At 46.4% G+C, this 26797-nt stretch carries 19 protein-coding genes and 1 pseudogene; 11 read left to right on the forward strand and 9 right to left on the reverse strand.

Features of this window, described 5'->3' with window-relative positions; genetic code table 11:
* Positions 1–79 precede the first annotated feature (79 nt).
* The 3 genes from AC1DLM_RS24965 to AC1DLM_RS24975 all read right to left on the reverse strand — a co-directional run bounded on the left by AC1DLM_RS24965 (position 80) and on the right by AC1DLM_RS24975 (position 6514).
* A complete protein-coding gene (locus tag AC1DLM_RS24965; RefSeq protein ID WP_477571485.1) occupies positions 80–1537 on the reverse strand; it encodes a stalk domain-containing protein in 1458 nt (485 codons plus the stop codon).
* Between the two features lie 460 nt (positions 1538–1997).
* Positions 1998–4961, reverse strand: a complete 2964-nt coding sequence (locus AC1DLM_RS24970) for a DEAD/DEAH box helicase (RefSeq protein WP_477571486.1) — start codon at positions 4959–4961, stop codon at positions 1998–2000.
* Complete coding sequence (locus AC1DLM_RS24975) at positions 4958–6514, reverse strand: hypothetical protein (RefSeq protein ID WP_477571487.1); 1557 nt, start codon at positions 6512–6514, stop codon at positions 4958–4960. The genes AC1DLM_RS24970 and AC1DLM_RS24975 overlap by 4 nt, the downstream gene beginning before the upstream one ends.
* Positions 6515–6625: 111 nt before the next feature.
* Between AC1DLM_RS24975 and AC1DLM_RS24980 the strand changes: the two genes are divergently transcribed.
* Both AC1DLM_RS24980 and AC1DLM_RS24985 read left to right on the forward strand, forming a co-directional pair.
* Complete coding sequence (locus tag AC1DLM_RS24980; RefSeq protein ID WP_477571488.1) at positions 6626–6763, forward strand: hypothetical protein; 138 nt, start codon at positions 6626–6628, stop codon at positions 6761–6763.
* A gap of 66 nt (positions 6764–6829) precedes the next feature.
* Positions 6830–7204 carry a hypothetical protein gene (locus AC1DLM_RS24985; protein ID WP_477571489.1) on the forward strand — a complete coding sequence of 125 codons (375 nt, stop codon included), beginning with the start codon at positions 6830–6832 and terminating at the stop codon, positions 7202–7204.
* A 305-nt stretch (positions 7205–7509) separates the two neighbouring features.
* On the opposite strand, the gene AC1DLM_RS24990 is transcribed toward AC1DLM_RS24985, so the two are convergent.
* From AC1DLM_RS24990 to AC1DLM_RS25000, 3 genes are all read right to left on the reverse strand, one after another.
* The gene (locus tag AC1DLM_RS24990; protein ID WP_441991856.1) at positions 7510–8316 is read right to left on the reverse strand and encodes a 3'-5' exonuclease; all 807 of its coding nucleotides are present in this window, start codon (positions 8314–8316) and stop codon (positions 7510–7512) included.
* 46 nt (positions 8317–8362) lie between these two features.
* Complete coding sequence (locus AC1DLM_RS24995; RefSeq protein ID WP_171635013.1) at positions 8363–9514, reverse strand: MFS transporter; 1152 nt, start codon at positions 9512–9514, stop codon at positions 8363–8365.
* A gap of 88 nt (positions 9515–9602) precedes the next feature.
* Complete coding sequence (locus tag AC1DLM_RS25000) at positions 9603–10400, reverse strand: helix-turn-helix domain-containing protein (RefSeq protein WP_477571490.1); 798 nt, start codon at positions 10398–10400, stop codon at positions 9603–9605.
* 129 nt (positions 10401–10529) lie between these two features.
* Here AC1DLM_RS25000 and AC1DLM_RS25005 point away from each other — a divergent pair, with 129 nt between their 5' ends.
* From AC1DLM_RS25005 to AC1DLM_RS25015, 3 genes are all read left to right on the forward strand, one after another.
* On the forward strand, positions 10530–11369 hold the full coding sequence (locus AC1DLM_RS25005) for a phytanoyl-CoA dioxygenase family protein (RefSeq protein ID WP_477571491.1): 840 nt from the start codon (positions 10530–10532) through the stop codon (positions 11367–11369).
* 137 nt (positions 11370–11506) lie between these two features.
* Positions 11507–12346 (forward strand): glycosyltransferase family 2 protein, encoded by an 840-nt coding sequence (locus AC1DLM_RS25010; protein ID WP_477571492.1) that lies wholly within the window; start codon positions 11507–11509, stop codon positions 12344–12346.
* Positions 12347–12379: 33 nt separating this feature from the next.
* On the forward strand, positions 12380–13339 hold the full coding sequence (locus AC1DLM_RS25015; protein WP_441991852.1) for a glycosyltransferase family 4 protein: 960 nt from the start codon (positions 12380–12382) through the stop codon (positions 13337–13339).
* A gap of 58 nt (positions 13340–13397) precedes the next feature.
* Here AC1DLM_RS25015 and AC1DLM_RS25020 read toward each other — a convergent pair whose 3' ends face one another.
* The gene (locus tag AC1DLM_RS25020; protein ID WP_477571493.1) at positions 13398–14504 is read right to left on the reverse strand and encodes a tetratricopeptide repeat-containing glycosyltransferase family 2 protein; all 1107 of its coding nucleotides are present in this window, start codon (positions 14502–14504) and stop codon (positions 13398–13400) included.
* A 141-nt stretch (positions 14505–14645) separates the two neighbouring features.
* On the opposite strand from AC1DLM_RS25020, the gene AC1DLM_RS25025 reads away from it, so the two are divergent.
* The 3 genes from AC1DLM_RS25025 to AC1DLM_RS25035 all read left to right on the forward strand — a co-directional run bounded on the left by AC1DLM_RS25025 (position 14646) and on the right by AC1DLM_RS25035 (position 20081).
* Entirely contained in the window at positions 14646–15347 is a 702-nt protein-coding gene (locus tag AC1DLM_RS25025) for a class I SAM-dependent methyltransferase (RefSeq protein WP_477571494.1), read from the forward strand.
* 341 nt (positions 15348–15688) lie between these two features.
* Positions 15689–17773: a collagen-like triple helix repeat-containing protein gene (locus AC1DLM_RS25030; protein WP_477571495.1), complete on the forward strand. Its 2085-nt coding sequence runs from the start codon at positions 15689–15691 to the stop codon at positions 17771–17773.
* Positions 17774–18689: 916 nt separating this feature from the next.
* Complete coding sequence (locus AC1DLM_RS25035; RefSeq protein WP_477571496.1) at positions 18690–20081, forward strand: exosporium glycoprotein BclB-related protein; 1392 nt, start codon at positions 18690–18692, stop codon at positions 20079–20081.
* 197 nt (positions 20082–20278) lie between these two features.
* On the opposite strand, the gene AC1DLM_RS25040 is transcribed toward AC1DLM_RS25035, so the two are convergent.
* Positions 20279–22006 (reverse strand): sigma-54 interaction domain-containing protein, encoded by a 1728-nt coding sequence (locus AC1DLM_RS25040; protein WP_477571497.1) that lies wholly within the window; start codon positions 22004–22006, stop codon positions 20279–20281.
* 234 nt (positions 22007–22240) lie between these two features.
* Between AC1DLM_RS25040 and AC1DLM_RS25045 the strand changes: the two genes are divergently transcribed.
* Both AC1DLM_RS25045 and pruA read left to right on the forward strand, forming a co-directional pair.
* Positions 22241–23155, forward strand: a complete 915-nt coding sequence (locus AC1DLM_RS25045) for a proline dehydrogenase family protein (RefSeq protein WP_477571498.1) — start codon at positions 22241–22243, stop codon at positions 23153–23155.
* Positions 23156–23208: 53 nt separating this feature from the next.
* The gene (pruA, locus tag AC1DLM_RS25050) at positions 23209–24780 is read left to right on the forward strand and encodes an L-glutamate gamma-semialdehyde dehydrogenase (protein ID WP_477571499.1); all 1572 of its coding nucleotides are present in this window, start codon (positions 23209–23211) and stop codon (positions 24778–24780) included.
* Between the two features lie 269 nt (positions 24781–25049).
* Here the strand turns inward: pruA and AC1DLM_RS25055 are convergent, their stop codons facing one another.
* Complete coding sequence (locus AC1DLM_RS25055) at positions 25050–26159, reverse strand: CotH kinase family protein (RefSeq protein WP_441991844.1); 1110 nt, start codon at positions 26157–26159, stop codon at positions 25050–25052.
* A 156-nt stretch (positions 26160–26315) separates the two neighbouring features.
* Between AC1DLM_RS25055 and AC1DLM_RS25060 the strand changes: the two are divergent.
* A pseudogene (locus AC1DLM_RS25060) lies at positions 26316–26797 on the forward strand (exosporium glycoprotein BclB-related protein); the annotation flags it as partial.

Genomic DNA, 26797 nt, shown 5'->3' on the forward strand with positions numbered 1-26797 from the left:
TACGATCCCTAAAATTAAGCTGGTAGTTCAAACATGCTCATGTTTGAACTACCAGTTTTTTTAACATCATAAAATGCAATTAAGGCAAACGCACCGATGCGCGGTACAGTTTGCTGTTCCACTCAACCGAGCTTTTGAGCGATTCAGCGACTAGACGAAGAKGGACATACATTCGGCTATCGCTCATAATTTGCAAGGGAACAGGGACAGAAACGGATTTGCCGTTTACGGTAGCGACAGAACTCCCGTCCTGCAGCTTCAAAGTAACACCAGCATTCGTAATCGTTGCCGTTCGGGTTGACGCATCCCAAGTAAACTTGGCATTCATGGCCGTAATGAAGGGACGAATCGGGACGACCGTCGTTTCTTTATCGATGAAACCGGAAAAATCTGAGATATATTGACCGTTAATATCAATTTGTACTTTAGGCTTTTCCAGCTTGCGGACGACAAATACATTGCTAAGCTTCCGTCCCGGATAAGTCATCATCGTGCTGTTTGCATAAAGGCCGGAGCTTGAACCGCCATCCATATTCATCGCTTCTTTTAATCCAAGTGCAATCGAAATTGAAGCAAGCTCGGATAAGGTAGCGCTAGGTACCGTGCCCATGACTAGTTGATTAGAGCCATCGATCCCAACAAAGCTTCTAGCCGCAGAAGATTGTGTGACTTTTGGATCCGTAAATCCATCTCTACTTACATTGATATCTGAGGCGCCATTCGTTACAAGCTTCGGACCTACGCCGATGGCGGACAGCCAGGTTTTGGCGTCGAGACTGCTTCCGCCTTCCCCTTTGGCAATAATATCCTTCGTAATTCTGTCACCTACGTCCAGTTTGGTCAGTACGTTCTGCTTATTGTTGGCGCTGTTACCAACGAATAAAACATAACCACCTTCCKGAACTGATACGGAATCCTGCGTAATGCGTGTGACCAGTCCATCGCTGATCACCACTTTGGTGCCATTAGGGAAGCCGATCCAGCGGCCAAAATCTGACGTATACCAGACAATCTGGTCGGTGCTCGTGTCTCCGTAATATTTGTTAATACCCCAAGGATTAATGGTGTAGGTACCGCTGCCCTCGCTGGTGCGAATGGCAATATCGAGATTGACAAACTGAATGTCAGGCACCTTATCTTTGTTTAGAAAAAGCGTCTGATTTTCCCCAGAATGCATCGGCTCACCAGACTTCAGCAGCGTCCCGTTGGGGTAGCGGATATAAGGATCAGACTCGTAGGCGTTGAAGAATGTCCCGTTAATCGCTGCGACTCCGTTCTCTCGCTCCACAATGGATTGCATGGCTTCGTCGTGTCCGATACCACCATCGGCTAAGGCCGGAACAAGTTCAAGCGTCGGATCAGTGAGGTCAACCGTTACCGTTTTGACTGTGAAGTTTTTGCCGGCAGCGTACACGAGTTTCGTTGACGCGTTAACGGATGGGGAGTAGGCTGCGGATACGGATGACGCTCCGCCAGTGAGAAGTGCTGCTGTTAGGAGTAAGGCAGTTGCTGGTATGACAAGTTTCGAATGAAACATAAGGTTGGGTCTCCTTTTAATGAATGTGGATGTCGAAATTTGATGAATTATATACGTCTAGTATAACATTCGGAGGAGTTGTGGTGTTTTAGACGCAGGTAGATTGTAAGATAGAAGCGTATCTAGCTAGTGGTGGATAGAGATTCGGTAGCGTGCTCCGCAGATTTTGTGTAGTTGAGTGAAGGTGGAGTGAGGTGAGCTGCTGGCGAAGCCGGCGGAAGAGCAGCAAGCAAAGACAATAGCGCCCTTTTGGGGCGCTATTATCCGTTCGCGAGCCGCCGCGGGTGCCGATAAGGCCCTTTTCGGGCCTTAAGTCAGGCGAAACCGCCGCAGAAGCAGCGGACCAAAGACAATAGCGCCCTTTTGGGGCGCTATTGTCCGTTCGCGCGTCGCCGCGGGAGCCGATAAGGCCCATTTCGGGCCTTAAATCGTCCTTCGCTACCTTCGCTGCCGCTGCTAATCACCAAGATTTACGCAGCGTAAACAAATCCTGCAGCTCATCATTGGAAAGCTCGGTAATCCATCCTTCGGAGGAGGAGATGACGTTGTCGCTGAGGCTCATTTTGCTCTCGAGCATCTCGTCGATCCGCTCTTCCAGAGTGCCGAGCGAGATGAACTTGTGGACCTGCACGTTCCGTGTTTGGCCCATGCGATACGCGCGGTCGGTCGCTTGGTTCTCGACCGCGGGATTCCACCAGCGGTCGAAGTGGAACACGTGGTTCGCCGCGGTCAAGTTCAACCCGACGCCGCCGGCTTTCAGCGAAAGCACGAAAATACTCGGTCCCTCGCCATCAGCGGCTTGGAACCGCTCAATCATGCGGTCGCGCTCCTGCTTCGGCGTGCTCCCGTTGAGGTAGAACACCGGCTCTCCGCGCTGCGCGGAGAGCACACTCGCCAGCATGCGGCCCATGCCCACATACTGCGTGAAGATCAAGCACGAATCGCCCTCGTCGCGGAGCTCATCGACCATGGCAACGAGCCGCTCCAGCTTCGCGGAGCGCAACACCAACTMAGCGCGGCTTTCCTCGCTCTGAGCCATTTCCTCAGCCAGCTCCGCTTCCTTCGTAAGTAGCATCGGATGATCACACAGCTGCTTCAGCTGTGTCAAAGCGCCAAGGATCGCGCCTTTGCGCTCCATACCCTCGAGCTTCTTCATGCGCTCCATCAGATCCTTGACGGTCTGCTCATACATCGCGCCTTGCTCGGCCGTCAAGTTGATGTAGACCTTCATTTCCAGCTTATCCGGCAAATCGAGCTGGATGGCAGGATCTTTCTTTTTGCGCCGCAGCATAAAAGGTTTTACCAACTGTTGAAGCTGCGCAGTCCGTTCAGTATCCTGATGTTTCTCGATTGGATTCGCGAAGCGAACTTGAAAACCGCGCTGATTCCCGAGATAACCTGGATTCAGGAAATCATAGATGGACCACAGCTCTGATAATCGATTCTCAATTGGCGTACCCGTGAGAGCGATGCGATGAACAGCGTTCAATGAGCGGATGGCGGMGGACTGCTTGTTTTGGGCATTTTTAATATTTTGAGCTTCATCCAAACAGAGGGAGCTCCACATATACGGCTGAAGTGTTTCTTGATCCATAAGTGCTGTCGTGTAGGAAGTCAGGACGATATCGACTCCTTGCAAAGCATCATCCAGTGCAGCTCCGCCCAAACGACCTTTCCCGTAATGCAGCATCACATTCAGTTCAGGTGCGAAGCGCGCAAGCTCCTTCTGCCAGTTCCCCAGTACAGAAGTAGGGCAAATGAGTAACGCAGGCTGCTCAGAAACCGGCTTGTGATGCAGTAAATAGGTGATGAATTGGACGGTTTTACCGAGTCCCATATCATCTGCCAAGCACGCACCGAGGCCGAACTTTCGCAAATAGGTTAACCACGTAAACCCTTGGTGCTGATAACCGCGCAACTCGGCGCGAAGCCCTTGCGGTACGGGGATAAGCTCGAGATCGGATGGCTGTCCTAGCTGCCGAACCAACTTAAGCAGATGTCCGTTCAACTCCACTTCAAGTTGTAAACGAGCTTCTTCTTCAGGATCGACCTCATCGAGATGATCGCCATCCCATGAAGAGGATTTCACCTTATCTCGCTCTAGCTCACTCAACAGGTGCAGCTGGAAAATATCTTGCAGCGACAAGCCCTCAGCGGGATCGATGCTATCCATGAGTCTGCGAATTTGTTCTAAGAAGGCAGGGTCCAAATAAATCCACTGCCCGCGGAAACGAACTAACCGTTCGTTGCGCGTTAGCAGGCTGTTGAATTCCGCTTCGCTTAGCTCGGAATCACCAATGGCGATACGCCAATCGAAATTGACGAGCGAGTTCATGCCGAATAAGGACTCGGTTTTGCCACCGCCGCCGGCTCCGCTGCCTGCTTCTGCAGCAACTTTGGCACTCAGGCGAGGCTTCCGCTTCGCCGCGGCTTCCCACCAAGCCGGCAACATGACGTTCCAGCCGTCTTCCAGCAAAATCCGGCTGTCCTTGGTCAGGAACGTCCAAGCCGAATCATCGCTCATCGGATGAGCGAGTAGTTCCCCGTCATCGGCCATACGGGGAAGTGCTTCTAACAAGCGCGTTACCCAGCCGGGTGCACGCTCCACCACATGCGGCGTCCACTCCGACGCCCATTGGCCTGAAGCTGTTCCATCCACGTGCAGTCGAATCGGAGTGAGCAGGGTGCTGTCGTGCTTGTCCTGCAGGACGAGTCGCAACCGCCAGTCTTCTTCAAGCTCATCAGGCTCAAGCAGTTGCAGTGCAGGGCGGAAAGGCGCTAAATCTGGTCGCCAACCCATGGCTGAGAGCCATTCATTTTCCGTAAAAGCAGCGGGGGAATCGTCCGCTGTGTTAGCTTTCCGATTCGTCGCAAATAAAGCCGGATAATCGCGACGTAAATCGGCCATTGCAGTCGCATCCGCATAATGTGCTTCTACCACTGCAGCCGAAAAGGCAGCGCGTAAACCAGTCTCGCCAAGGTCATCGATGCTCTCGAGCATTCGCGAATCCACGTCCGCAAGTTCATCCGCATTCCGATCCCAAGTCCATACTAACTGACCTTTGCGGAAATCCTCATAGCTTGGTATATAGTGCCCTTTCTGAGCAGCTTGATAGAGAAGTGGAGCAAGATGCAACATCGTCTTTGAAGACTCTGTACCCATTTCCCAACTGACAATATCCATGAAATTCGGCTCGGCAAAGAAGGCAAGAACATGCTCAGCAGGGAGAATCGTCACGACAAGCTCGCCAGCTTGCTGCGTTTCTAATAAAGTGCCATAGAGCGAAGGCTCATGCCATGTGAATAAGAGCTTGCGGAAGTGGTCACCAGAGACATCTCGGCCATCTTTGAAACCCCAGAGCAAGGCATCTCCACTATCTGTTAGGGACATACATAGCGACATTTCGTGCAGTTTGGTGCTCATTCTAGCAGCTTCCCTTTCTTCAATTCTTCCTGCAATGCGCGCAGCCTGCTAAACCGACTGACGAATCGGGTGAAGAATGCTTCCCATCGTTCGGGTTGCTTCATTTTTTTATAAACCTTTTCCAATCGTTTCAGGAGCCGTACTGCCGATTTGTAGTCATGTCGGTTTTTGAGCCGAATATAGTGCTCCACCGCTTGGTGATAATAAGGTAGTAGTAGCTCAGGAGACTCCTTCTCAATGGGTTGCAGCACATGAACGCGATGTGTAAAAGGGTCGTAGCCCTGGGCAATTTGCATCTCAATCCACGGCTTCCATTGGCGCTTCTCATAGTAGAGGTCTTCAATTATGCGGTATGTTGTTGGCAAAAGCTCTCCTAACGACTGCCACATGTCAGCTTCGGCTTCAGGCCGTTCAGCGACGACGAGCTTCCAATAGGAGACGTAGACGTCAACTTCGAGATGTCTTTTTCCTTGATAGAAAGAACTCAATCTACGCAGCCAATGAACCATCTCTTGCCAATCCTGAGCGTGCTTCATGAAGTCAAGGAACGGTACGAACAGAAGCGTTGGCGCTTCCTTGAATGTTGCGTGTGAGACTAATGTATCCCAGGCCTGACGTGAGTTCCCTTGACGAAGATACAGATACGCTCGTCCTGCACATAGGGAAAAGGAGAGATCTGCCGCTTCCATTTCTTCGAAAGCTGTTATCTCCGAAGCGATGAGGCTTGCCTCAACGGGGACATGATAAGCCCAGAACGTCGTAAACACCCTGAAGTGATGCAGCTTCTTCGGTGATTCGATCGCCATTTGCGCTCKAAGATAAGCGGAAGTCTGAGTTAATCTCTGCTCATGCTGYCCAACATTCAACGTCTTGGCCGTTTCTTTCAACCACTCATCCAGCTCATCACTCAAATGATAGACGGTTGCAGCCGTGAAAAAGGTGACACCAGCTTGGGCGTTCTGCTCTACGATTTTGCGTAAAATGAACAATCGCTGATGGAATTCGAAATAAAACAGGTCCGCTTCAGAGAACGGAATCGGTCTACGCTTGAGATTCGCGAATTGCCCCCTAAGCAATTCAACATAGTTCCATTGATCATAGGAGGGCTTGAGGTGAAAGGTGTAGTGCTCCATGAACTTGTGCCAACCATCCACAGTCATCCCTGGAAGTTGCTCCAAATTTGATGCGTTGGAGGATTGCGCAGCTACGCGTTTCAACGCCATTTTGGCATTCATGATTTGGGAGGCTGGATAGCCTTGGCGATCAGCCAGCTCCATTAAGGTTGCCGCCACATGTTTGCAGGATGTCTTAACAGGGCAGGTGCAAGAGCTGGCTTTCAATTGATTCAGGTCAATCGCAACCTGACATTTCTCGCCAAACTCCTCCACGACGGCGTTAACCTTCCTTAGTTCTGTAGTGATATTCAATGACGTTACCATTTGCTGTTTATAAAAATGAAAGCCCCGACTTAACGTAACTTCGTTGTACGTTTCGGCCACATATTCAAGCAATTTCGACCATTGGTCATCATTCAAAATAGGTGTAGAAGACATGAATTAACTCCTTTTGGTTCGTACGATAAGAACACATGTCTCTATTATAAAATGTCAGAACTAACTTGTAAATTTAATAGGGGTCAAACGATTGTTTCAGCTGTGATTTTGATGCCATTTGTTTGGATGTTGACGACATCGCTCAAGGATCAGACACTACCGATTGCCATGAAGTTATTCACCGATACAGCAGGTAYGGATTGGCACTTGTCAATGGCAGCATCCATGATGGCCACTGTACCTACTTGACAATTCATACTGTAATTATTATAATTACAGTATGAATTAACATTTCGAGTGAAGGTGGCGAGGCGTATGTTGAATGTTGCAATTGGTGATTGGGTAGTCGCAACAACAAGTGAAGATGAAATGGTTCATGGGTATGTGGGAGCGATCGCTTGGCAGCATGGTGTCGCCTTCGTTCATGTCATTGCTTCGGATCAAGATGACATTATTGGACATCAAATTGAAGTGAAACTCTCCAGTGTGAAGACACTACCAATAAGCGGACTTGATTCAGAAGATGGCGTACGCAGTATGATTGACATTGCTCTTGGCATCAAGGATGAGATGTGGTTTATGGAGCTAACCGATACGTTACTTTCCTTACAGTCTAATGGATCCAAGACGACCCAAGACAATGTGATCACCGGTTTCTATGCGAACCGTTTGGGCGTGGATCAGCTGTAATGGTTGGAGAAAGCTCAATATGTAAATAAAAGGAGCTAAGCTGCTTTATGCGCTTAGCTCCTTATTTGTGACCATGAAAATGAACCGATGAAGGGGAACGTAGGTGTGCTATTTTACGGGAATCGTTCGATACGGGCTCCAAGGGGAACGTAGATGCACTATCTAGCTTATTTTTGAGATTAATAATGCTTTTCGGAGAAATAAGGCACTGTAGTTCCCCTTCGATGACGATTTAACTGATTTTCTTACAAATAGTGAACCCTCGTTCCCTCCCTGTAGGGATGGGGTTGAGACAACACAGTGCACTATTGCGATGCTGTGTTCTCCTTAGCGGCCGTATTGACCGCGGACTTCGCGGCTGGCACACCTTTCGCGACTTCGGCTGCGAATAGCGTCTGCATTTCGTCGACTTTTTTAGCGTCGGCTGCTTCTATTTTATCCGCGAAGTATTTCTCGACGAAAAGCTCCCAGGTCGGAACGACCTTTTGCATATGGATGGTTTTTACGGCTGTTTTGATCAGCCTGCGTTCCTTGGCATTCGTGTACATGTCCACATACTGTTGCTTGCGGTCAAAATCCAGTTCGGAGAAGATCGAGCGGAATACTTCCGCTGTCATCTTCGCATCGTCTAACGCTCTGTGAGCCGTGCCCTCAGCGGCGATGTTCAAATCAACAAGCGCGGCTTCGACGCTGACGTCATTCGTTACTTTTTTGAAGCGGGTGAACCCTTTCAATAAGTCGAAATAGTGAGCCGCCATCCAATACGCATCATCTAACTTATGCATTCGTGTATCAAACACGATTCGCTTGAGATCTTCGCCGCCCCAAGTGACCAGCAACAATTCTTCACTCCGTCCAAGCCAAGCTAAGAAGTCGGTAATCACTTTGCGGAAACCAGCCGCTTCGTCAATATCTTCTTGGGGAATCCCGGTTTTCTTTTTAATAAATGCATTCAATTTAGAGAAATATACTGGTTTAATCAAGGCTGAGAATTCATCTACTTGCTGAAGAGAAGCATCTAAACGAACTGCACCGATCTCAATTACTTCCATAGGTAAATCACTGGCAAACTTGCGGCCGTTAAATTCGATATCTAATATAATGTAATCCATGATGTGCCCCCGTTTCTTCCTATCCTATCATTTTAGCAGAAAAAGCTTAGGTTGCCAGCTTCTGTTTACGATAGACCGCACGCAGCACCAGACTTAACAAGAATCCAGAGAATGACAAGACCGACACCCAGATAAATAACGTGTGTACACCAAAGGTCTGATAAAACCATCCACCAAGATAAGAAGCGACGATACCCGAGACCCCGAAGAAGATGATTGCTAGCACGGTTTGTCCCGTTGCACGCCACTCCTCAGGGACGATCTGATACAAGTACTGAATCGCAGCTGAGTAAAAAATAGGGAATGTGAACGTTTGGAGAAGCTGAATCGCAACAAGCACATGTGGATCCGTTACCCAAGCGCTGATGAAGAAGCGCAAGAAGTAGAAGAACGCAGCGAATGAAATAAGCGCTAATTCTTTGCCTTTTCGAAGCCACCAGAAGCTTATAGCGAATACTAGAATTTCACTCCCAGCTGCTAAGAAAAAGGCAATGCCAACCAAATGATTACTGCCGCCTAATTCACGGATATAGACACCAAGAAATGTATCGTTAATCCGCTGCGGGACTGCACAAATGAAGATTAAAACCATAAACCAAATGGTTTCTTTATTACTTAGAAAATTTCGCAGACTGCGCAGTGAGATGGGCTTCCCAGTCACAGGCGCATCAGGCAGCGCGAAGCATATGATCAAGCTCAATATACCAATGCCGCCAAACAGGTAGGCCAAGCTATGGATACCGAAATACTGCGCCGCATAGCCTACAATTAACGACATCACAGCGTAGCCGACTGCACCGAATGTACGGATGGAACCATAACTCGTGCCAAGCCGTTCCGCGGTCTGGAAGTTTAGGCTTTCTGTCAAAGGATCCAGCGGCATTAAGAAAAAGTAAAGCAGCATCGTAAATAGAAGCAGCACGATAAAGCTCTTGGAATCGTACAGCAAGTACCCGATGATGGTGGAACAGAAGAGAAGAAGTAACATGATTTTTTTGATCGTTTTCGTGCGATCGCTGATCATGCCCCATAGAGGCTGTGAAAAGATGGCGATGAAACCACCAGTTCCGATGATGAGACCAATTCGGGATGTGGAAAGTCCCTGCGCGTCCAAATAGACGGGTAGAAAAGAGACGAAGAGGGCAAGTAATGCGAAATACATAAAGTTAAACGATCGCAATAAATTGGATGAATGCATGATGACCTAACCTTYCTTGATGTACTAGCACGATGCTGTCGTGAATGTACATTTTATCACGCTCAGCCAAAGTTGCAAAAAAAATGTATCAGGTGCGAAGCTGAGAGGGGTTCGTTCCTGTCACTTTTTTGAATTGGCGGCTAAAGAAATAAATACTTCGATAACCAAGCGCCTCAGCGACTTCACTGACATTCATCCCAAGCTTAAGCAAATAGGAGGCACGTTCAATTCTGGACTGAATGAGATACGATTCAATCGTCTGGCCCATGATTTCTTTGAATTTTAGGGAGAAATATCGTGGAGATAGATGAGCTTCTTTGGCTAAATCTTGAATGCTATGCTGCCGCCCGGGATCTTGCCGAATGTGAGCCGCGATATCCAACATGACTCGATTCATTGAGCGCGACGCTGGATCACCCTGAGGTTGATGGTCAGGTGCTTGACGTTCAAAAAGCAAAAGAATGAGTTTGAGCAACGTTTTCGCTTCTTCTTCATGCCCATACGCTTTGGTATGTCGTACTTGTACGAAACGATCTAGATAGCTCTCGTGGAACTCAGCGGGATCGAAATGGACGAAAGATGGCAGAGACATTGGGTACGAATGATCCCCTTCAGCAGAGAAATGGATATACGTAACGGTCAGAGGACGWTCGGGATTATGCTTCGCACTGGACAAGTCCCCTGGCTTAAACAAGAAACAATCACCGCTACTCACGTGGTAACGTTTGCTATTTAAGGTGACCTCACCTTCACCATCCCATACATACCAGAAATCGAAGTCTTGGAAAGGCTCATGCTCACGGCTGCTCCATTTCCAATTCACCTCACAAATGGTCTTACCGAAATAGCTATTGAGCTCTAGCACCTGGGATGAGAAAACTGACATGCAAGATCACTGCCCCTCTATGTAAAATAGTGCAAATTGTATGGTGTTTGAATGCATTTATTTTACTATGTTCTATTCATATAATAAAGATATGAATCGTTAAATTATTTAAACGGAGGGGTTACCGTTATGCCTAGAACTGAACCAACCGATCAATCTCCTGAAGAAATTTCGGCAAAGCTTTACCGTTACGACCGTATTGCAGATAAAATTGAGGGTGGTAACAATTGGAATGAGTCTCATCTCGCCGATTATTGGAGAAATGGCTTCGCGGCGGTCGAACATGTACTAGATGAAGAAGAAATTCAGAATTCGAAAGAAGCTTTGTATGACCTTATTTTTAAAGATAATAAAGGGGCACTCATCCAATTCTCAAAACCGAAGAGTGAATTGAAAACAGACGAAGAGAGGGAACTATCGGTTAGGAAGGTACACGAGTTCGTTCAGGTGGACGAACGCTTGCGAGGGATTGCGGAGCATCCTGCGATCCTTGCCATCGTTCAAGATATTCTAGGAGAAACACCGCGGCTTGTTCAGGATATGGCATTGCTTAAACCTCCGCATGGTGGAGGGGAGAAGCCGTGGCATCAAGATATGGCCTATGGGAATTTGGCATATGAGAAACCTGTGGTTGGTGTGTGGATCGCACTAGATGAAGCAGCGCTTGATAATGGTTGTATGCATGTTATCCCTGGTTCGCATGCCGATGGGGCAACACCACATTATGCAATTAGAGATTGGCAGCTGTGTGATGCCCATGTACAAGTAGAGAGGGATGTTGCTGTGCCATTATTACCTGGAGGCATCCTATTGTTCCACGGGTTACTCAAGCACGGTACGCCTTATAATCTATCTACGAAGAAACGTCGTGCGTTGCAGTTCCATTATGTAGGCGAATCAGCCATTAAACTTACACCGAAAGAGTATAAACGATTTTTTACCAATGAGATGAGCGGCGCTGAATGCTAGGATAAGTGAGTCCTCTTTCCGATAGTAGGAAAGGGGGCTTTTTTTTCATGTTCMAACGAGCCTGCACMATATGAAAATCAAATGAATACTTATATTATGGTCATTTTAAAAGGGGTGAGTTGAAAGGGGGAAATGGGATGCCTTCACTTATTTCAATCGTCATGCTGACATGGAATGGATTGAGATTTACGAAAGAATGCGTTGAAAGTATTTTGCGACATGCCGATGACAACATAGTGATTCAATTCGTGTTTGTAGACAATGGATCGACGGATGGTACTGTGGAGTACTTACAAACAATCCCTTCCTCTAAGCTCATATGTAATCAGGATAATAAAGGGTTTGCAGCTGGAAACAACCAAGGGATCGCAGAAGCTGACGGTGACTACATTTGTTTGCTGAATAACGATACCGTTGTTACCGAAGGTTGGTTGATTCGTTTACTGGGATGCCTTCAAAAGAATCCAAACATCGCTATCGTTGGGCCCCGTTCTAATAATGTCGCTTGGTCGCAGCTCGTCTATAATGTTCCCTATAAGTCCTCTGCTGAGATGGAGGTTTTTGCCTCCCATTGGTCGCTGATGCATAAAGATCAAGGCTTCTTCCCTCATAAATTAATCGGGCATTGCATGCTTTTTCATAAAGATCTTATTCGAACAATAGGTGGGCTGGACGAAAGGTTTTTCCCAGGCAATTATGAAGATGACGATTTCTGTTTACGAGCCCGTGTCAGCGGTCAAATTCTGTGGGTAGCGAATGATGTTTACATTCATCACTATGGAGGAAGTACGTTCCAATCGAACAAAACGAATTATTCAGGGAGCGCCTACTCGAATGCAGAACGATTTGCCAGAAAGTGGTCGTTAGGCATAACGGGTTTAGAGCTGGATCAATTCGGCTACAATCCCTCAGAGCTTGTAGAGAGAGAGAAGCCTTTTCGAATAGAACGACATTATATACCTATTAGTAAGAAGTAGTATCTCATTGGGAATCTTGTAGGAGGAAAAGGAATGAGGATTGCACTGATAAGTCCCGATTATCTTCCTGTCCCACCCGTAAAATACGGCGGCATAGAGCGAGTTGTTTATACGCTGGCAGAGGAGCTAGTAGATCGGGGGCATGAAGTTATTCTTTATGCTCCCTTTGGAAGTCAGGTTCGAGGAAAGTTAATGCCTTATTTGCACGAGGGGCATGACATGTGGCGAATTCCTGGCTTTGTCAAGCTAACATTGCCACCAGGGGTTGATATCATTCATGACCACACGCAGCTCTCCGTTGTAGGGCAAAAGAAACTCGCGGTACCAACGGTTTGTACGATTCATAATCCATTAACCAATCCGGTTAAACATGCCGTCTATTTAAGTAAAAGACATCGGGACTTGTTCGGCACCCCACATGATCACGTCGTTTATAACGGATTAAACCCGGATGAATTTCAATTCTCCGATCAAAAAGATGATTATCTGCTGTTCATTGGAGCTATTATTCCTTATAAAGGCGTCCATCATGCGATTGAAGCGGCAGAGCGAGCGGGCCAAAGGTTAATTATAGCTGGACCGGTCTATGATCATGACTATTTCCATAAAGAGATTCTCTCCAAGACCTTGTCGAATCCATCTATTCAATATGTCGGTGAAGTCGGAGGGCAAGCTCGACAAGATTTATTGAAGCATGCCAGATGCATGTTATTTCCGACACTGGTTGAGGAGCCATTTGGTCTCGTCATGACGGAAGCTATGGCCTGTGGAACACCTGTCTTGGCCTTGCCAAATGGATCTGTTCCTGAAGTAATGAGCGGGTTTCCTCAATTGATATGCCGCTCTGTCGAAGAGATGACGAATAAATTGATCCATGAGACACTTCCGGATCCATATGAGCTCCGCGAATATGTCCTCGAGCATTTTACAACAAGTGCGATGACCGACAAATATCTCGAGATTTACCAATGCATTATTGATGAAGAAAGTTGATGTAAACGATAAACAGCGGCTGTGCCTCGTATCATAAGGCGCAGCCGCTGTTTCTTTCTCATTCTGTGGATTCAGAGTTCTCCGATATTTGCAGAACGGACTCAAGATACTTTTTATTATGGAGGATATTTCGATCTTTGGGTCTGAAGGTGCGGGCAATTTCATTGTGCTTATAAGCATTTGCGTGTTCTCCTAGTTGGTCATAACAGACACAGAGCTGTAAATGTGGCAGCCAAGTTGAAAACTTAGGATTAGAAAATCCCCAATTGTGTGCAGGAACCTGTAGTTCTGTTGCTAATTTGTACCAAAACACGGCAGAATCGTATTGCTTTCGAGTTAAAAAATAATAGCCTAGACGACAACAGAACTCAGCACGCGGGCTGTCATATTGAAAGGATCGGAATACGGACTGTAGTTCCATTTCACTGTTGCCAAGGTGCTGGTAACAATCCGCTAGATTGCTGCAGGAGGAGATTTGATCCTCCACMCAGCCGTTTCCATTCGCAAGAAATTTATTGTAATAAATAATAGCTTTTGCGTACTTGTTATGATCTTTTAATTCATTCGCGTAGTAATATAAATCCCGAGGTGTGAAAGTCTCACCACGCAGCAGCCTGTTCTGAAATATTTTGAGATTCCTGTCGCTCTTTGTATGGATTCTGCAATGCGTAACGGTAATGTCAGAGTCCACAATATTTCCGTGAACCTCTAAATATTCGTGGATCGCGCCTATCCATTTGAACTGATTCTCCCGTTTCACCAACCGATTTCGCTTAAATCTGAAAGTCGGGGTGCCAAATTCATCAAAGGCATAATTATAAAACATCGTGACCGAATCGACGGAAGGCTCCAGATCTGCTTTTAACTTTATAAGCTTGTTACAATCTTCTTCTTTCAAAATATCATCCGCGTCCAGCCATAGAATGTAGTCTTTCGTGGCTCGCCGGAAAGCAAAGTTACGTGCTGCCGAGAAATCATCTATCCATTTAAAATCATAGATGTGATCCGTAAAGGAGCTTGCTATCGATTTCGTTTGGTCGGTAGAACCGGTATCTACGATGATGATCTCGTCAACTGCTTTGGCAACGGAAGATAAACAAGGCTGAAGTGTTTTCTCCTCATTTTTAACGATCATGCAAAGACTTATGGTAATCAACGTGTTCACTCGCTTTCTGTGTAGAGATAAAATCCAACCTGGTCTTTCTAAACTATTCATAGTTTCATGTTGAGGGCACGGCTTGTAAATGAAGTTATAGGGAACCAAATATCCTTTGGAAGAATATGGTGATCAAAAAGGAGTTGTGGCATGGAACGGTTTTTTGAAAAAATAATTAAACMTATTCTAATCAAATATGAGCCTTCTCACATTGTAGAAATTGGTGTCTTTTTAGCAGGTCGTTCAACGATTAAATTACTTGAGTTCTGTAAAATGATGAACAGTAAGCTAACAGTCATTGATCCTGCACCGGGATTTAATACTTATGCTTATGAAGCAGTATTTTCTGAGGAATTAGTCCTTCATAAAAAGCACAGTCTGGAAGTATTATCAGATCTCGAAACTGCTGATCTGGTTCTCATAGACGGAGACCACAATTGGTATACCGTATATCATGAATTAATGGCAATTGAGCAAATGGCAACTAGATCAGGTAAATTTCCGATTGTCATTCTTCATGATACGGAGTGGCCATACGGAAGACGTGATTCTTACTACTTTCCGAATACCATTCCTATCCAATATCGAAAACCGCATGCCCAAAAAKGGGTGAAAGCCGGCTCCAGTGATCTAGTTGAATCAGGGGGCATTAATGAAACCCAGTTCAATGCGATGAATGAATATGGGGAAGAAAACGGCGTGTTGACAGCAATAGAAGATTTTCTAAAGGTAACGGCTTTTTCTCTAAGCTTCCATCGCGTTTATACGAATAATGGATTAGGTATTCTTGTACCGAGTGATAATAGGGTAGATACGGTGATGCAGTATATTATGGATACATCAGGTTTATAAAAAAAGCGACTGCTCCCTATAAATTTGGGCGCAGCCGCTTCTTTTTGCGGTACATATGACTTGAAATCTATCAACTATGACATGTTCGAAATGTGTTTAGAAGTGCGTTGGGAGGTTCTAGTTCGAACTTTAGTACCTAATTCAATCAAGTATTTACAAAAAATGTTTTTTTTCATCATTTGTCCTCTCTCATTCGTCCATGCACTGAAAGTTTGTACACATATAATATACGAGGAAACTAGAGTAGTTTCATTTTAAGTAAGGGAGGTATGTCTCATTAAAAGAAACCGTATCTCGATTGCAGGTTACTAGCATTAAAATAATATGGAGGTGAAAGTACGTTGAGTAAACTTATTCAGTTAATGAATTTAATAGGAATCGTGGGAATAATGAACATCAAAAAAATTGAAATTGAGTATTTTAATGAGACTGAATTCAAATTGAAATTCGACATAGGCGATGGCACTATTCAAAGAATGTCTGAACTTAACAATTTTTTAGCACTCATTGATTGGATTCAGGTCGAGGAAATTGAAATTGAATTGTACAATGGAGGAAAAATTGAAATTGAATTTCCTTATGTAGGTGGTGTTACAGGAGCAACAGGCGCAACAGGAGCAGCAGGGGCAACTGGAGCTACKGGTTCGACAGGAGTAACTGGAGCAACAGGTGCGACAGGAGCTACAGGAGCTACAGGTGCAACGGGAACTACAGGTGCAACCGGAGCAACGGGACCAGCTGGTGGTCCACCGGGACCAACAGGAGCAACAGGTGGCACAGGAGCGACCGGAGCAACCGGAGCAACGGGTGCAACAGGAGCAGTTGGAGCGACCGGAGCAACGGGAGCAACAGGAGCAACAGGAGCAACAGGAGCAACAGGTGACACAGGAGCAACAGGGGCAACCGGAGCAACGGGTGCAACAGGAGCAGTTGGAGCGACCGGAGCAACAGGAGCAACAGGTGACACAGGAGCAACAGGTGCAACCGGAACAACGGGTGCAACAGGTGACACAGGAGTAACCGGAGCAACGGGACCAGCTGGTGGTCCACCGGGACCAACAGGAGCAACGGGCGCAACAGGAGCAGTTGGAGCGACCGGAGCAACAGGAGCAACAGGTGACGCAGGAGCGACCGGGGCAACCGGAGCAACAGGAGCAACAGGTGACGCAGGAGCGACCGGGGCAACCGGAGCAACGGGCGCAACAGGAGCAGTTGGAGCGACTGGAGCAACAGGAGCAACAGGTGACACAGGAGCGACCGGAGCAACAGGTGACACAGGAGCGACCGGAGCAACCGGAGCAACCGGAGCAACGGGTGCAACAGGTGACACAGGAGCGACAGGGGCAACCGGAGCAACGGGCGCAACAGGAGCAGTTGGAGCGACCGGAGCAACCGGAGCAACGGGTGACACAGGAGCGACAGGGGCAACCGGAGCAACCGGAGCAACGGGCGTAACAGGAGCAGTTGGAGCGACTGGAGCAACAGGAGCAACAGGAGCAGTTGGAGCGACCGGAGCAACAGGAGCAACAGGTGACACAGGAGCAACAGGTGACACAGGAGCAACCGGAGCAACTGGACCAGCTGGTGGTCCACCGGGACCAACAGGAGCGACCGGAGCAACTGGTGACACAGGAGCTGTTGGAGCAACGGGAGCAACAGGAGCAACTGGTGCAACAGGTGACATAGGAGCAACCGGAGCAACGGGACCAATAGGTTCGATTCAACCCAACCCATTTGAAGTATTTGTTCAAGCAGGGGCAGTTGGAGGAGATGGTACACAGGCTAGTCCATTTGGTACAATACAACAAGGTGTGACAGCTGTTTCCCCAACAGGAATAGTTCATATATTAGGTGGCACTTATCCTCTTGTTTCACAAATAGTAATTAATAAAGCTGGGGTAACATTAAGAGGATATCCTAATACATTAATATCGTTACAAGCTGCCGTAATTCCTTTTCTTGTTACGGGAAATGGTGTAACAATAGACGGATTGACAATTACCAGTGATGTTCCTTATGCGACTGAGTTTATTCAACTAGCCGGAACAAATCATATGCTTACTAATAATATTATTTATGGACCGCCTCAAGCAGGACCATCAACAGGTTGGGTAGTAAATCGTGGATTTGTAACGCAATCTAATGTGATAGATCTAATTGTTCAAAATAATATTTTTTATTCACTAAGGCAACCAGCTTATTTAAATCCAAATTCAACTGGTCAAATCATTAGTAATGTAGTTTATAATACTCGCGGATTTGTAGTTGATCAGGCGATCTTTGTCTTTTCAGGCAACTCATGGGGAATTCCAATAAATGCAGTTGATATTGCATTGTTATCTGGAACAATAGCTGGTACGCCTTACGATCCTTTGACAGTGTTATCATCCAATAATAGCAATGCTACAATTAGTGATCAAAGGTAAATTGAGCAGGGTATCCGCAGTTTTGCGGATGCCTTTTTTACGTCCAGAGAGAGGCTTACTGAGCAACGGGAGAAACAGGTGCATCAGGACCTACTGGTCCAAAAGGACCGACAGGAGAGAGAGGGGAAAGAGGACATTGTGGAGTGCATTATTCCAGCTCMAGTTCAAGTTCAGATATCGATGATGAAGATTAACGTATTTAATTACTTTATCTCCTGAATTTAAGATAAGATCCTCCTTTCATAATGCGAAAGGGGATCTTATCTGCTTGAAACCATAATAACTGGAAGTGGTGCAGATGGTTAAGGGATTCTAGCAGCCGTTGAAAACTTGCAGCAGTGGATCTGTGCCGTGCCATATCGTCTGACAAGCATAGACAAGACGGTTAGATTGGCCCAATTACTTGGTGAAATCCATTCTCTTTCAAAAGGTTATTAACCTTCTTTTGGGCCTTTTTATTACGGAGCAGTGAAGTGGGAGCAAGAGTACGAAGAAGCTCTTGGTTACTTAGAGAGCTGGAAGATCGGCAAGCTAAAAGATGATGCGTGCCTATCTTAACCAGAATAGGCTCTTAGATCAAAAAAAGAAGTTAATGTATCTAGCTTTGGATTTTCCTCACAATTTTTGCCGGAACCTGATTTGGGGTAAATTCACACGAATGTGTTGGCACATCATAATACCGTTGATCCGAATGTACTACATTAATAATAGCTAGCTCCTTTCAAATTGATAACAGGTCTGTAGCGAATTCCATACTGCCTTGCAACCACGTTTAATCCTATCATTATTTCAGAAACACATTTTCATTACATATAGTCATATGCATATTTTGTAATGGACAACCATCTATTGCCAAAAAGTACAGACAAACCTCTGGGATAATCCGTATGATGAAGCATCACAGGAGGTGTTGTAGTTGAGTCTCTTAGTTGGCAAAAAGAAAAGTACCATGACAGTGAAAAAGCGTACAATTATTAAAAAAGGTGGAGCAAAGCTCCATAAAGTAAGTGGATGCGGTTGTCAGAAACGTAAGAAAAAAGTGAGAAAACACTGCCGCAAGATTGTCATCGTAAAGATCAAGCGGAGATGCTGTAAAAGAGGTCCTAAAGGAAATCGCGGTCCCCGAGGTTTCAGAGGCTTTACTGGAGCAGCTGGAGCAGCTGGTGCAATTGGAGCAACTGGAGCAAATGGTGCAATAGGAGCAACAGGTGCAACTGGAGCAACTGGAGCAATAGGAGCAACAGGTGCAACTGGAACAATAGGTGCAACAGGAGCAACGGGGCAAAGAGGGGAAAAAGGGAAAAAAGGTGAAGATGGCGATAGAGGCAAGAGAGGCCATACAGGACCAACGGGGTCACAGGGTGCGGCAGGAGCTACTGGAGCAACAGGACCATACGGAATTGGGGGCACTGGACCAACCGGGGCACCAGGATCAGCAGGTGCAATGGGACCAGTGGGACCAATGGGGCCGATGGGTCCAATGGGTATAGGTGCAACGGGAGCAACCGGAGCAATAGGTCCGATAGGACCAACGGGTCCAGGGGTAGGAGAAACAGGAGCTACTGGAGCAACAGGTGCGCCAGGAGTAGCAGGAGCAACAGGAGCCACGGGTGCAGCAGGAGCAACCGGAGCCACCGGAGCCACCGGTGCAGCAGGAGTAGTAGGAGCAACCGGAGCCACGGGAGCAGCAGGAGCAGCAGGAGCAGCAGGAGTAGTAGGAGCAACCGGAGCCACGGGAGCAGCAGGAGCAGCAGGAGCAGCAGGAGTAGTAGGAGCAACCGGAGCAACTGGAGCAGCTGGACCGGGTGCAATTATTCCGTTTGCATCAGGCACTCCAGTAGCATTAGCCTCTGTTTTAGGTGGCTTACTCAGCACGGGTGGCCTTATCGGATTCGGAAGTTCAATCGATAATGTTGTTGTTGGTGGGACAACTATTAATCTCTCAGCCAGTGGAGGACTTCTGGACTTCGCATTCTCGGTGCCTCGCGCCGGAACAGTCACATCCTTATCAGCATTCTTCAGTGTTACTGCTGGCGTCACGTTGGTAAGCCCAGTTACAATTACTGCAACCTTGTATAGAGCACCTGCTGGCAGCAACATATTCTCGCCGACAGCTGCTGTAGTTCCTTTAACACCGTCACTAGGCGGCTTGGTTACTATAGGTACTACAAGGAATGCAATGCTTCCGTTTAATCTAGCAGTTGCCGCACAAGATCGCCTCTTAATGGTATTCTCACTCGATACAGGCGGACTGGACCTTTTGGAAACTGTAGTCGGCTTTGCTAGTGCAGGTATAACGATTAACTGATGTTTATTTAAATAGAGTTTATTTATTACAGAGCTCAATGTCACTATTATTCACTACCTATGACTATTGCTAGGTATGACTGATAGTAACTTGAGCTTTTTCGTGAGGTACTGGACTGATCTACAAATTGTATAGCGAGTTTTCATACTATTAAAAAAGGGCTACCATAATTGGTGAGCCCTCTTTCCATTGATAAATTACTCCATTTCGAATTCCTTCATTTTATTATAAAGCGTTCCACGCGAAATCCCGAGCAGCTTGGCTGCAGCACTCTTATTCCCAGCGGTTTTGGCTAATGCCTCTTCAATCAAAGTAATTTCATCAATCTCGCTAACGGTTTCTTTTAACRTCATCGTGGATGTTTCAGTGTCTTGAACTAAACTCGGCTGTTGCTCCTGAAGAGCGGTAGGCAGTTGGTCTATTGTAATAACATCATCTTCATTTAAAATAATGCAACGCTCGATCACATTTTTCAATTCCTGAATATTTCCCGGCCAATCGTATTGCGTCAATGCTAGTATGACTTCTGGCGCTAATGTAGGAACTGGTTTCTGGTAATGCATCGAAAACTGTTTGAGATACATATGAACCATCGCAGGAATATCCTCGACACGCTCGCGAAGAGGCGGAATTCGAATGGACACGACATTCAGAGCGTAATAGAGATCAGTTCGAAATTCATGAGAAGCAAGTTTGCTGGCCAAATCTTGTGTCGTTGCAATAATGATGCGCGTCCTTACATGAATTGGCTGGTTCCCGCCAGAGCGGACAAGCGTTTGCTGGGTGATGTAGCGATACAGCTTGGCTTGGAGCTCGAGGGACATTTTCTCAATATCGTTAATAAACAGTGTACCCTCTTTGGCCAATTCTAATTTACCGGGCTGACCACTTTCACTTCCACTGAAAGCCCCACCTTGATAACCGAATAGTTCGGTTTCCAAAATCCCCGCAGGCACAACACCACAATGTACGGTTACAAAAGGCTGCGCCGAGCGCGAGCTGGACTGATGTATGATTTGCGCCAGCTGCTCTTTACCAACCCCCGATTCACCAATTAACAGGACGGGAGTTTCGGTGGCTGCGACTTTTTTGGCCCATTGGATGACCTTGCCGATAGCCGGTCCTTTTCCTTTGATAAGGGCAAACGGATCTTCCTGCGACGCTTCAAAAGGGAGCCCTACGGACTCGACTGTTGTTAATTGTTCATTCAATCGCACCAATTGTGTAATATCTTGTTCTGTTGCAATGCCACCGATGATCGTACCCGCGGCATCTTTGATTGGGGAAGCATTAATGAGGACATGTGTTTCTGGCCTCGGACGATGATACGTATTGCGGATGAGCCGGCCTTCATCTAACATTTTCAAAACCATCAAGGTTTCCACGTCAAAATGTTCCCCGATCCGCTTGCCAACAATGTCTGCACGCGGTAGCCCATAGAGCTCTTCTGCAACTGGGTTCCAGCAAATCACGGCACCATCCCGATCAACCACAGTGACGGCATCTGTCACTGTATCTGCAAGCGCAGTAAAGTAAGCGTGCCACTTCTGCCGCTCTTTCAAAGCGTAATTCGCATACGCATGTAAGGTGAGATAGCCTGTGATTGTGCCTGTGTCATCCGTGCATAGGATGTGTCTTTTCGTTCCTTGTGGAAGCTCTAGATCTGTTGTTGGTGTGGTTAGTTTCGCTAGGGGATGCTGCTGTGTGTTGAAATAAGATGTCATTAGAAGTAACTCAGCCACTTTGACAGCGGTAAAGGCATGCATAAGTTCAGCATCCTCAGGTGTAAATAGCGCAACCGTGTGATTATTATGAACGAGTACGGCAGTGCCACTGTGCAGAACCGTAATAACTTCAGTAAGTTTCGTGTCTAATGGAAGTGTTTGAATTTGTGTGTTTAATGAAAAGTGTTCAGGCATGAACATGTTAACCCTCTTTTAGCCACCATATTTGGTTTTAATTTACCATGAAAAGGTAGGTGATTCAACACATCTTGGCCCTTAGGTGAATATTGTACAGATATGGATGGGGTTTAGGCCTTTTTGTACAAGTTAAAAAAAATATTTTTGAACAAAGAGTGTTCAAATTTGAAAATTAAGTGTATAATTCGATTATAAATTAAACATAAGTGTACATTTTCTTCTTGGAGGCAACCACAGATGGAACTCATGATGCGTAATATGTTTCAATCCCTTGGCAAAAGTCGTGCAGCCAATCGCTTAGCGAAGAAATATGGACTCCGATTTGGTGCTGCGCGCTTTGTAGCAGGTGAGACGATTCAGCAATCGATCAACGCCGTGCGTGGTTTGAATCAAGATGGGCGCTTGGCGACGTTGGACCATTTAGGCGAGTTTGTTTTTAACGAGGAAGAAGCGTTAGAATCGGCTGCGATGTGTATCCAAACCCTCGACGCGATAGCGGAGTCGGGTGTTCGCTCCAATTTATCGTTGAAAATGACATCTTTAGGGCTTGATATTAGCCGAGAACTTTGCGTAAGCAGCATGAAACGGATTCTAGATCGTGCGCGGATGCATGGTAATTTTGTCCGGATTGATATGGAGGATTATGCGCATTGTCAGGTTTCATTAGATATTTATCGTGAGCTGCGTGAAGAATACAACAATGTCGGGATTGTGATTCAGGCTTATCTGTTCCGCACCCAGAAGGATATCGATGATTTGCATGAGCTTGGCGCGAATTTGCGATTGGTGAAGGGAGCCTATAAGGAGTCTCCTGAGGTTRCATTTCCAGAGAAAAGTGCTGTCGATGAGAATTACAAAGTGATTATTCAGAAGCATCTGTTGAACGGACATTATACAGCTGTCGCAAGTCATGATGAGGCAATTATCAATTTCACGAAACAATTCGTGAGCACTCATAACATCGGGAAAGATCAATTCGAGTTCCAAATGCTTTATGGGATCTGTGAAGATTTGCAAAAGCAACTAGTGAAAGAGGGTTACCGCGTTCGTATTTATGTGCCGTATGGCGTGGATTGGTTCGGTTATTTCATGAGAAGGTTAGCAGAGCGGCCAGCCAATGTCTGGTTTGTGCTTAAAAATATGTTCAAATAAACACGGGTAAATACATTTAAAATAGCTTTCTATTCGGAGAGGAGCCATTATACATGACTACATTATCAACTAAGGTTATTCCTTACGCGAATGAACCGTTTACGAATTTTGCACTAGAGGACAATGTGAAGGCAATGCAAGCGGCGATCGCGAAGGTGAAAGGCGAGCTTGGACGCGAGTACCCGCTATATATTGGTGCTGAGAAGGTCATGACTGAAGCGAAAATTACATCGATCAATCCAGGTAATGTGGATGAAGTGATCGGGTACGTGAGTAAGGCTGATCAGGCTTTGGCTGAAAAAGCAATGAACACCGCACTCGAAACGTTCGTGTCCTGGAAAAGAGTACCTGCAAGAGAGCGTGCGGAATATTTGTTCAAAGCGGCTGCTCTTATGCGTGAGCGCAAGCATGAATTCTCAGCTCTAATGATCTTGGAGTCCGGCAAAAACTACGTAGAAGCCGATGTCGATACCGCGGAAGCGATCGATTTCATCGAGTTCTATGCGCGTGAAATGATCCGTTTGAGTGGGATCAATGAGACACAACCTTTGGTGAGAATTCCCGGTGAGAACAACCAGATTTCCTACATCCCACTTGGTGTTGGCGTTGTGATTCCACCTTGGAATTTCCCGCTTGCAATCTGTGTAGGTATGACGGTATCTGCTGTTGTTTCGGGGAATACGGTGCTGTTGAAGCCAGCATCTACGACTCCTGTTATCGCACATAAATTCGTAGCTTTGATGGAGGAAGTAGGTCTGCCAGCGGGCGTGATCAACTTTATCCCTGGCAGCGGTGCTGAAGTTGGCGACTACTTGACGACGCATCCGAAGACACGTTTCATTTCCTTCACGGGGTCGAAAGAAATTGGCTTACGGATTAACCGTTTGGCTGCTGATGTAGCCCCGGGACAAATTTGGATTAAGCGAGTCATCGCTGAAATGGGTGGAAAAGACGGCATCGTCGTCGACGAAACGGCGGATTTGGATGCAGCTGCGGCTGCGATTGTGGCTTCGGCTTTTGGCTTCCAAGGACAGAAATGCTCCGCGGGTTCCCGCGCCATCATCGTAGAGTCGGTTTACGATGAAGTGGTCGAGAAGGTTGTCGCCTACACGAACAGACTACAAAGCGGTCTGCCGGAGTTAAACTTCGCGGCAGGTCCGGTGATTGAYAAAGCATCGTATGAGCGGATTTTGGACTACATCGAAGTTGGCAAAAGCGAGGGCACGCTGCTAGTTGGCGGCGGCAAAGCGGAAGGTAACGGCTATTATATTCAGCCAACCGTGTTCGGGGATGTGAGCGGCAAGGCGCGCTTGATGCAGGAAGAGATCTTCGGGCCTGTGCTCGCGATTGCGAAAGCAAAGGATTGGAAGGAAGCAATTGCGATGTACAACGATACGGAGTTCGGGTTGACGGGGTCGTACTTCTCCACGGACGAAGATCGCATCGCAAAAGCGTTGGAGACCGTGCATTGCGGTAACTTGTACATCAACCGCAAATGTACAGGAGCGCTTGTCGGCGTACATCCCTTCGGCGGGTTCAACATGTCCGGTACGGATTCCAAAGCAGGCGGTTACGATTACTTGATGTTGCTGACGCAAGCGAAGTTGACTTCCCGTAAGGTGTAGGAATTAATTGCCGGCTGAATAGCAGGCGACAATATTTATAGGCAGCCCCACTTCGGATGAAGTGGGGTTTTTATGTTTTAGCGTGCCTATCAAAGCTAAGCACAACTAAATTTATGAAATTTAAAACGAGGTAAGAGAACAAGTCGCTTCGTAGCTAACAGGCAACTGGTGGAGAGATCTTAAGGTTGAAGCCCACGCTCGTCCGATATGTGGACGATCTGGTTATCCTTCGAAGAACCAAAGAGAAAACTTGAAGAGCTTTGCTTACCTTATTTTTTTGGTGCTTGAAATGACTCTATACTCTCCATCAAAAATGTCCTCCGCTTCTCGATAAAAGAAAGAATGAATCCTCGCTCGCCTAAAAATATGCCATCGCCGTCTTTTTTATTAGGATCGAGATGGATAAATGGATGAAGCAATTGCTGCAGTGAAATAATTTCAGGCTCCAGTGCCGTCTCTGTAAAATGCTCGCGAAAAATGGCATGCAAAAGACTACAATATGATAAGCGAAATGAAGACACATCCAAGATACGCGCAGTGAGTGTATTAAACCCCTCTATCGGAAGATACGTATGCTTCAGTACGTGTCCGTTCACATTTCTTCCCCAGGTTGCGTCGTAATCCCACGGAATGATAGTAAACCGTTCTGTTTCTCTATTGCGGTATAAAGCGTAATTATGAATAAAGCCGTCGAAGTTTTGAGTGCATACGGCWCCTGCTAACCAGCGAAGGTAACTATCGACATCCAACAGTTTTTCAATTTCGGATTCAAATTGAGCGACTGTGGTTGTGTTGATTTTATAAATAAACGTGCGTAAATCGGCATCGTCTGCAGTCGTTCCGCACTTTCTCATATACCCTTCTTCAAGGGAGTCTTTAACTTCAGAGGTTTTAGGATTAAGAAGCGAGAAATTGGCCTTCGAATTTATGGCGTAATAAATCGGCCCGTCGGGCAATTCTCTTGTTTGTAAAAAAAGATCATCTACAGATTCAAGCTTCAAATATATACCGGCAAATTGTTCATTGATGTACAGCAGCACATGGTAGGTTTGTGGTGATAGGGTTCCGATACGGGTAAAAAAGTCAAAGGAAAGTTTGTTTCGTATGAATGAGGGGTCTGCATATTCGGCATTAAGATGAAATTCTTGTTCTCCCTTGTAAACCATTGGTGAAATGAACTTGACCTGGAACGATTTTTTTGGAAATTTACGGGTATGTGAGCCACGATAGGCCAGCTTTATTTGATATTCATCTTGATTAAGGCGAAGGACTGCCGGGATCCATAGCTCTAAGTAGATGTTCTTGTTTAATTTTTCTAGCTGCTCGGGAATAGCAGTAATGTGAAAATGTGGGATAGAAAGATTATCGTTGATGCTCATTCTGCCACCTCTTGTAAGTAGTATTTTTACATAATATAGTATTAAGATTTCATGCGATATGTCACTCTACTAGGGGAATGATTGTTTTCTCATCCAGCCCTCGCAAAATATATTCTAGCTCATAAACTATTAAAACAATGGGAAGAGGTGGAATATTTGGAGCGATTAAATAAAGAGGAAATTAAACAAGTCCTCGATTCGATTGAACCAGAGTTACAAATTTATATGAGTAATAATCCGAAAAAATCGAGTTCACATTGTTGTTGTACGACAACGTCTACGACAACAACTACGACAACAACTACGACCTCAAAGTGTTGTAAGAGAGGGAAGAGAGGAGCAACAGGAGCAGCAGGAGCAACTGGAGGTACAGGAGCAACAGGAGCAGCAGGAGCAACTGGAGGTACAGGAGCAACAGGAGCAGCAGGAGCGACTGGAGGTACAGGAGCAGCAGGAGCAACCGGAGCAGCGGGAGCAACTGGAGCAGCAGGAGCAACAGGAGCAACCGGAGCAGCAGGAGCAACTGGAGGTACAGGAGCAACTGGTGCAACAGGACCGACTGGGCCGACTGGAGCAACTGGAGGAACAGGAGCAACTGGAGCAACAGGAGCAACAGGAGCAACTGGAGGTACAGGAGC

It is taken from the genome of Paenibacillus sp. 01T442, assembly GCF_056398345.1.

Bases quoted from the DNA above. Each gene is read 5' to 3' on its own strand.
- AC1DLM_RS24985 (WP_477571489.1), top strand. From the start codon at position 6,830: ATGTTGAATGTTGCAATTGGTGATTGGGTAGTCGCAACAACAAGTGAA.
- AC1DLM_RS24990 (WP_441991856.1), bottom strand. From the start codon at position 8,316: ATGGATTACATTATATTAGATATCGAATTTAACGGCCGCAAGTTTGCC.
- AC1DLM_RS24995 (WP_171635013.1), bottom strand. From the start codon at position 9,514: ATGCATTCATCCAATTTATTGCGATCGTTTAACTTTATGTATTTCGCA.
- AC1DLM_RS25005 (WP_477571491.1), top strand. From the start codon at position 10,530: ATGCCTAGAACTGAACCAACCGATCAATCTCCTGAAGAAATTTCGGCA.
- AC1DLM_RS25010 (WP_477571492.1), top strand. From the start codon at position 11,507: ATGCCTTCACTTATTTCAATCGTCATGCTGACATGGAATGGATTGAGA.
- AC1DLM_RS25015 (WP_441991852.1), top strand. From the start codon at position 12,380: ATGAGGATTGCACTGATAAGTCCCGATTATCTTCCTGTCCCACCCGTA.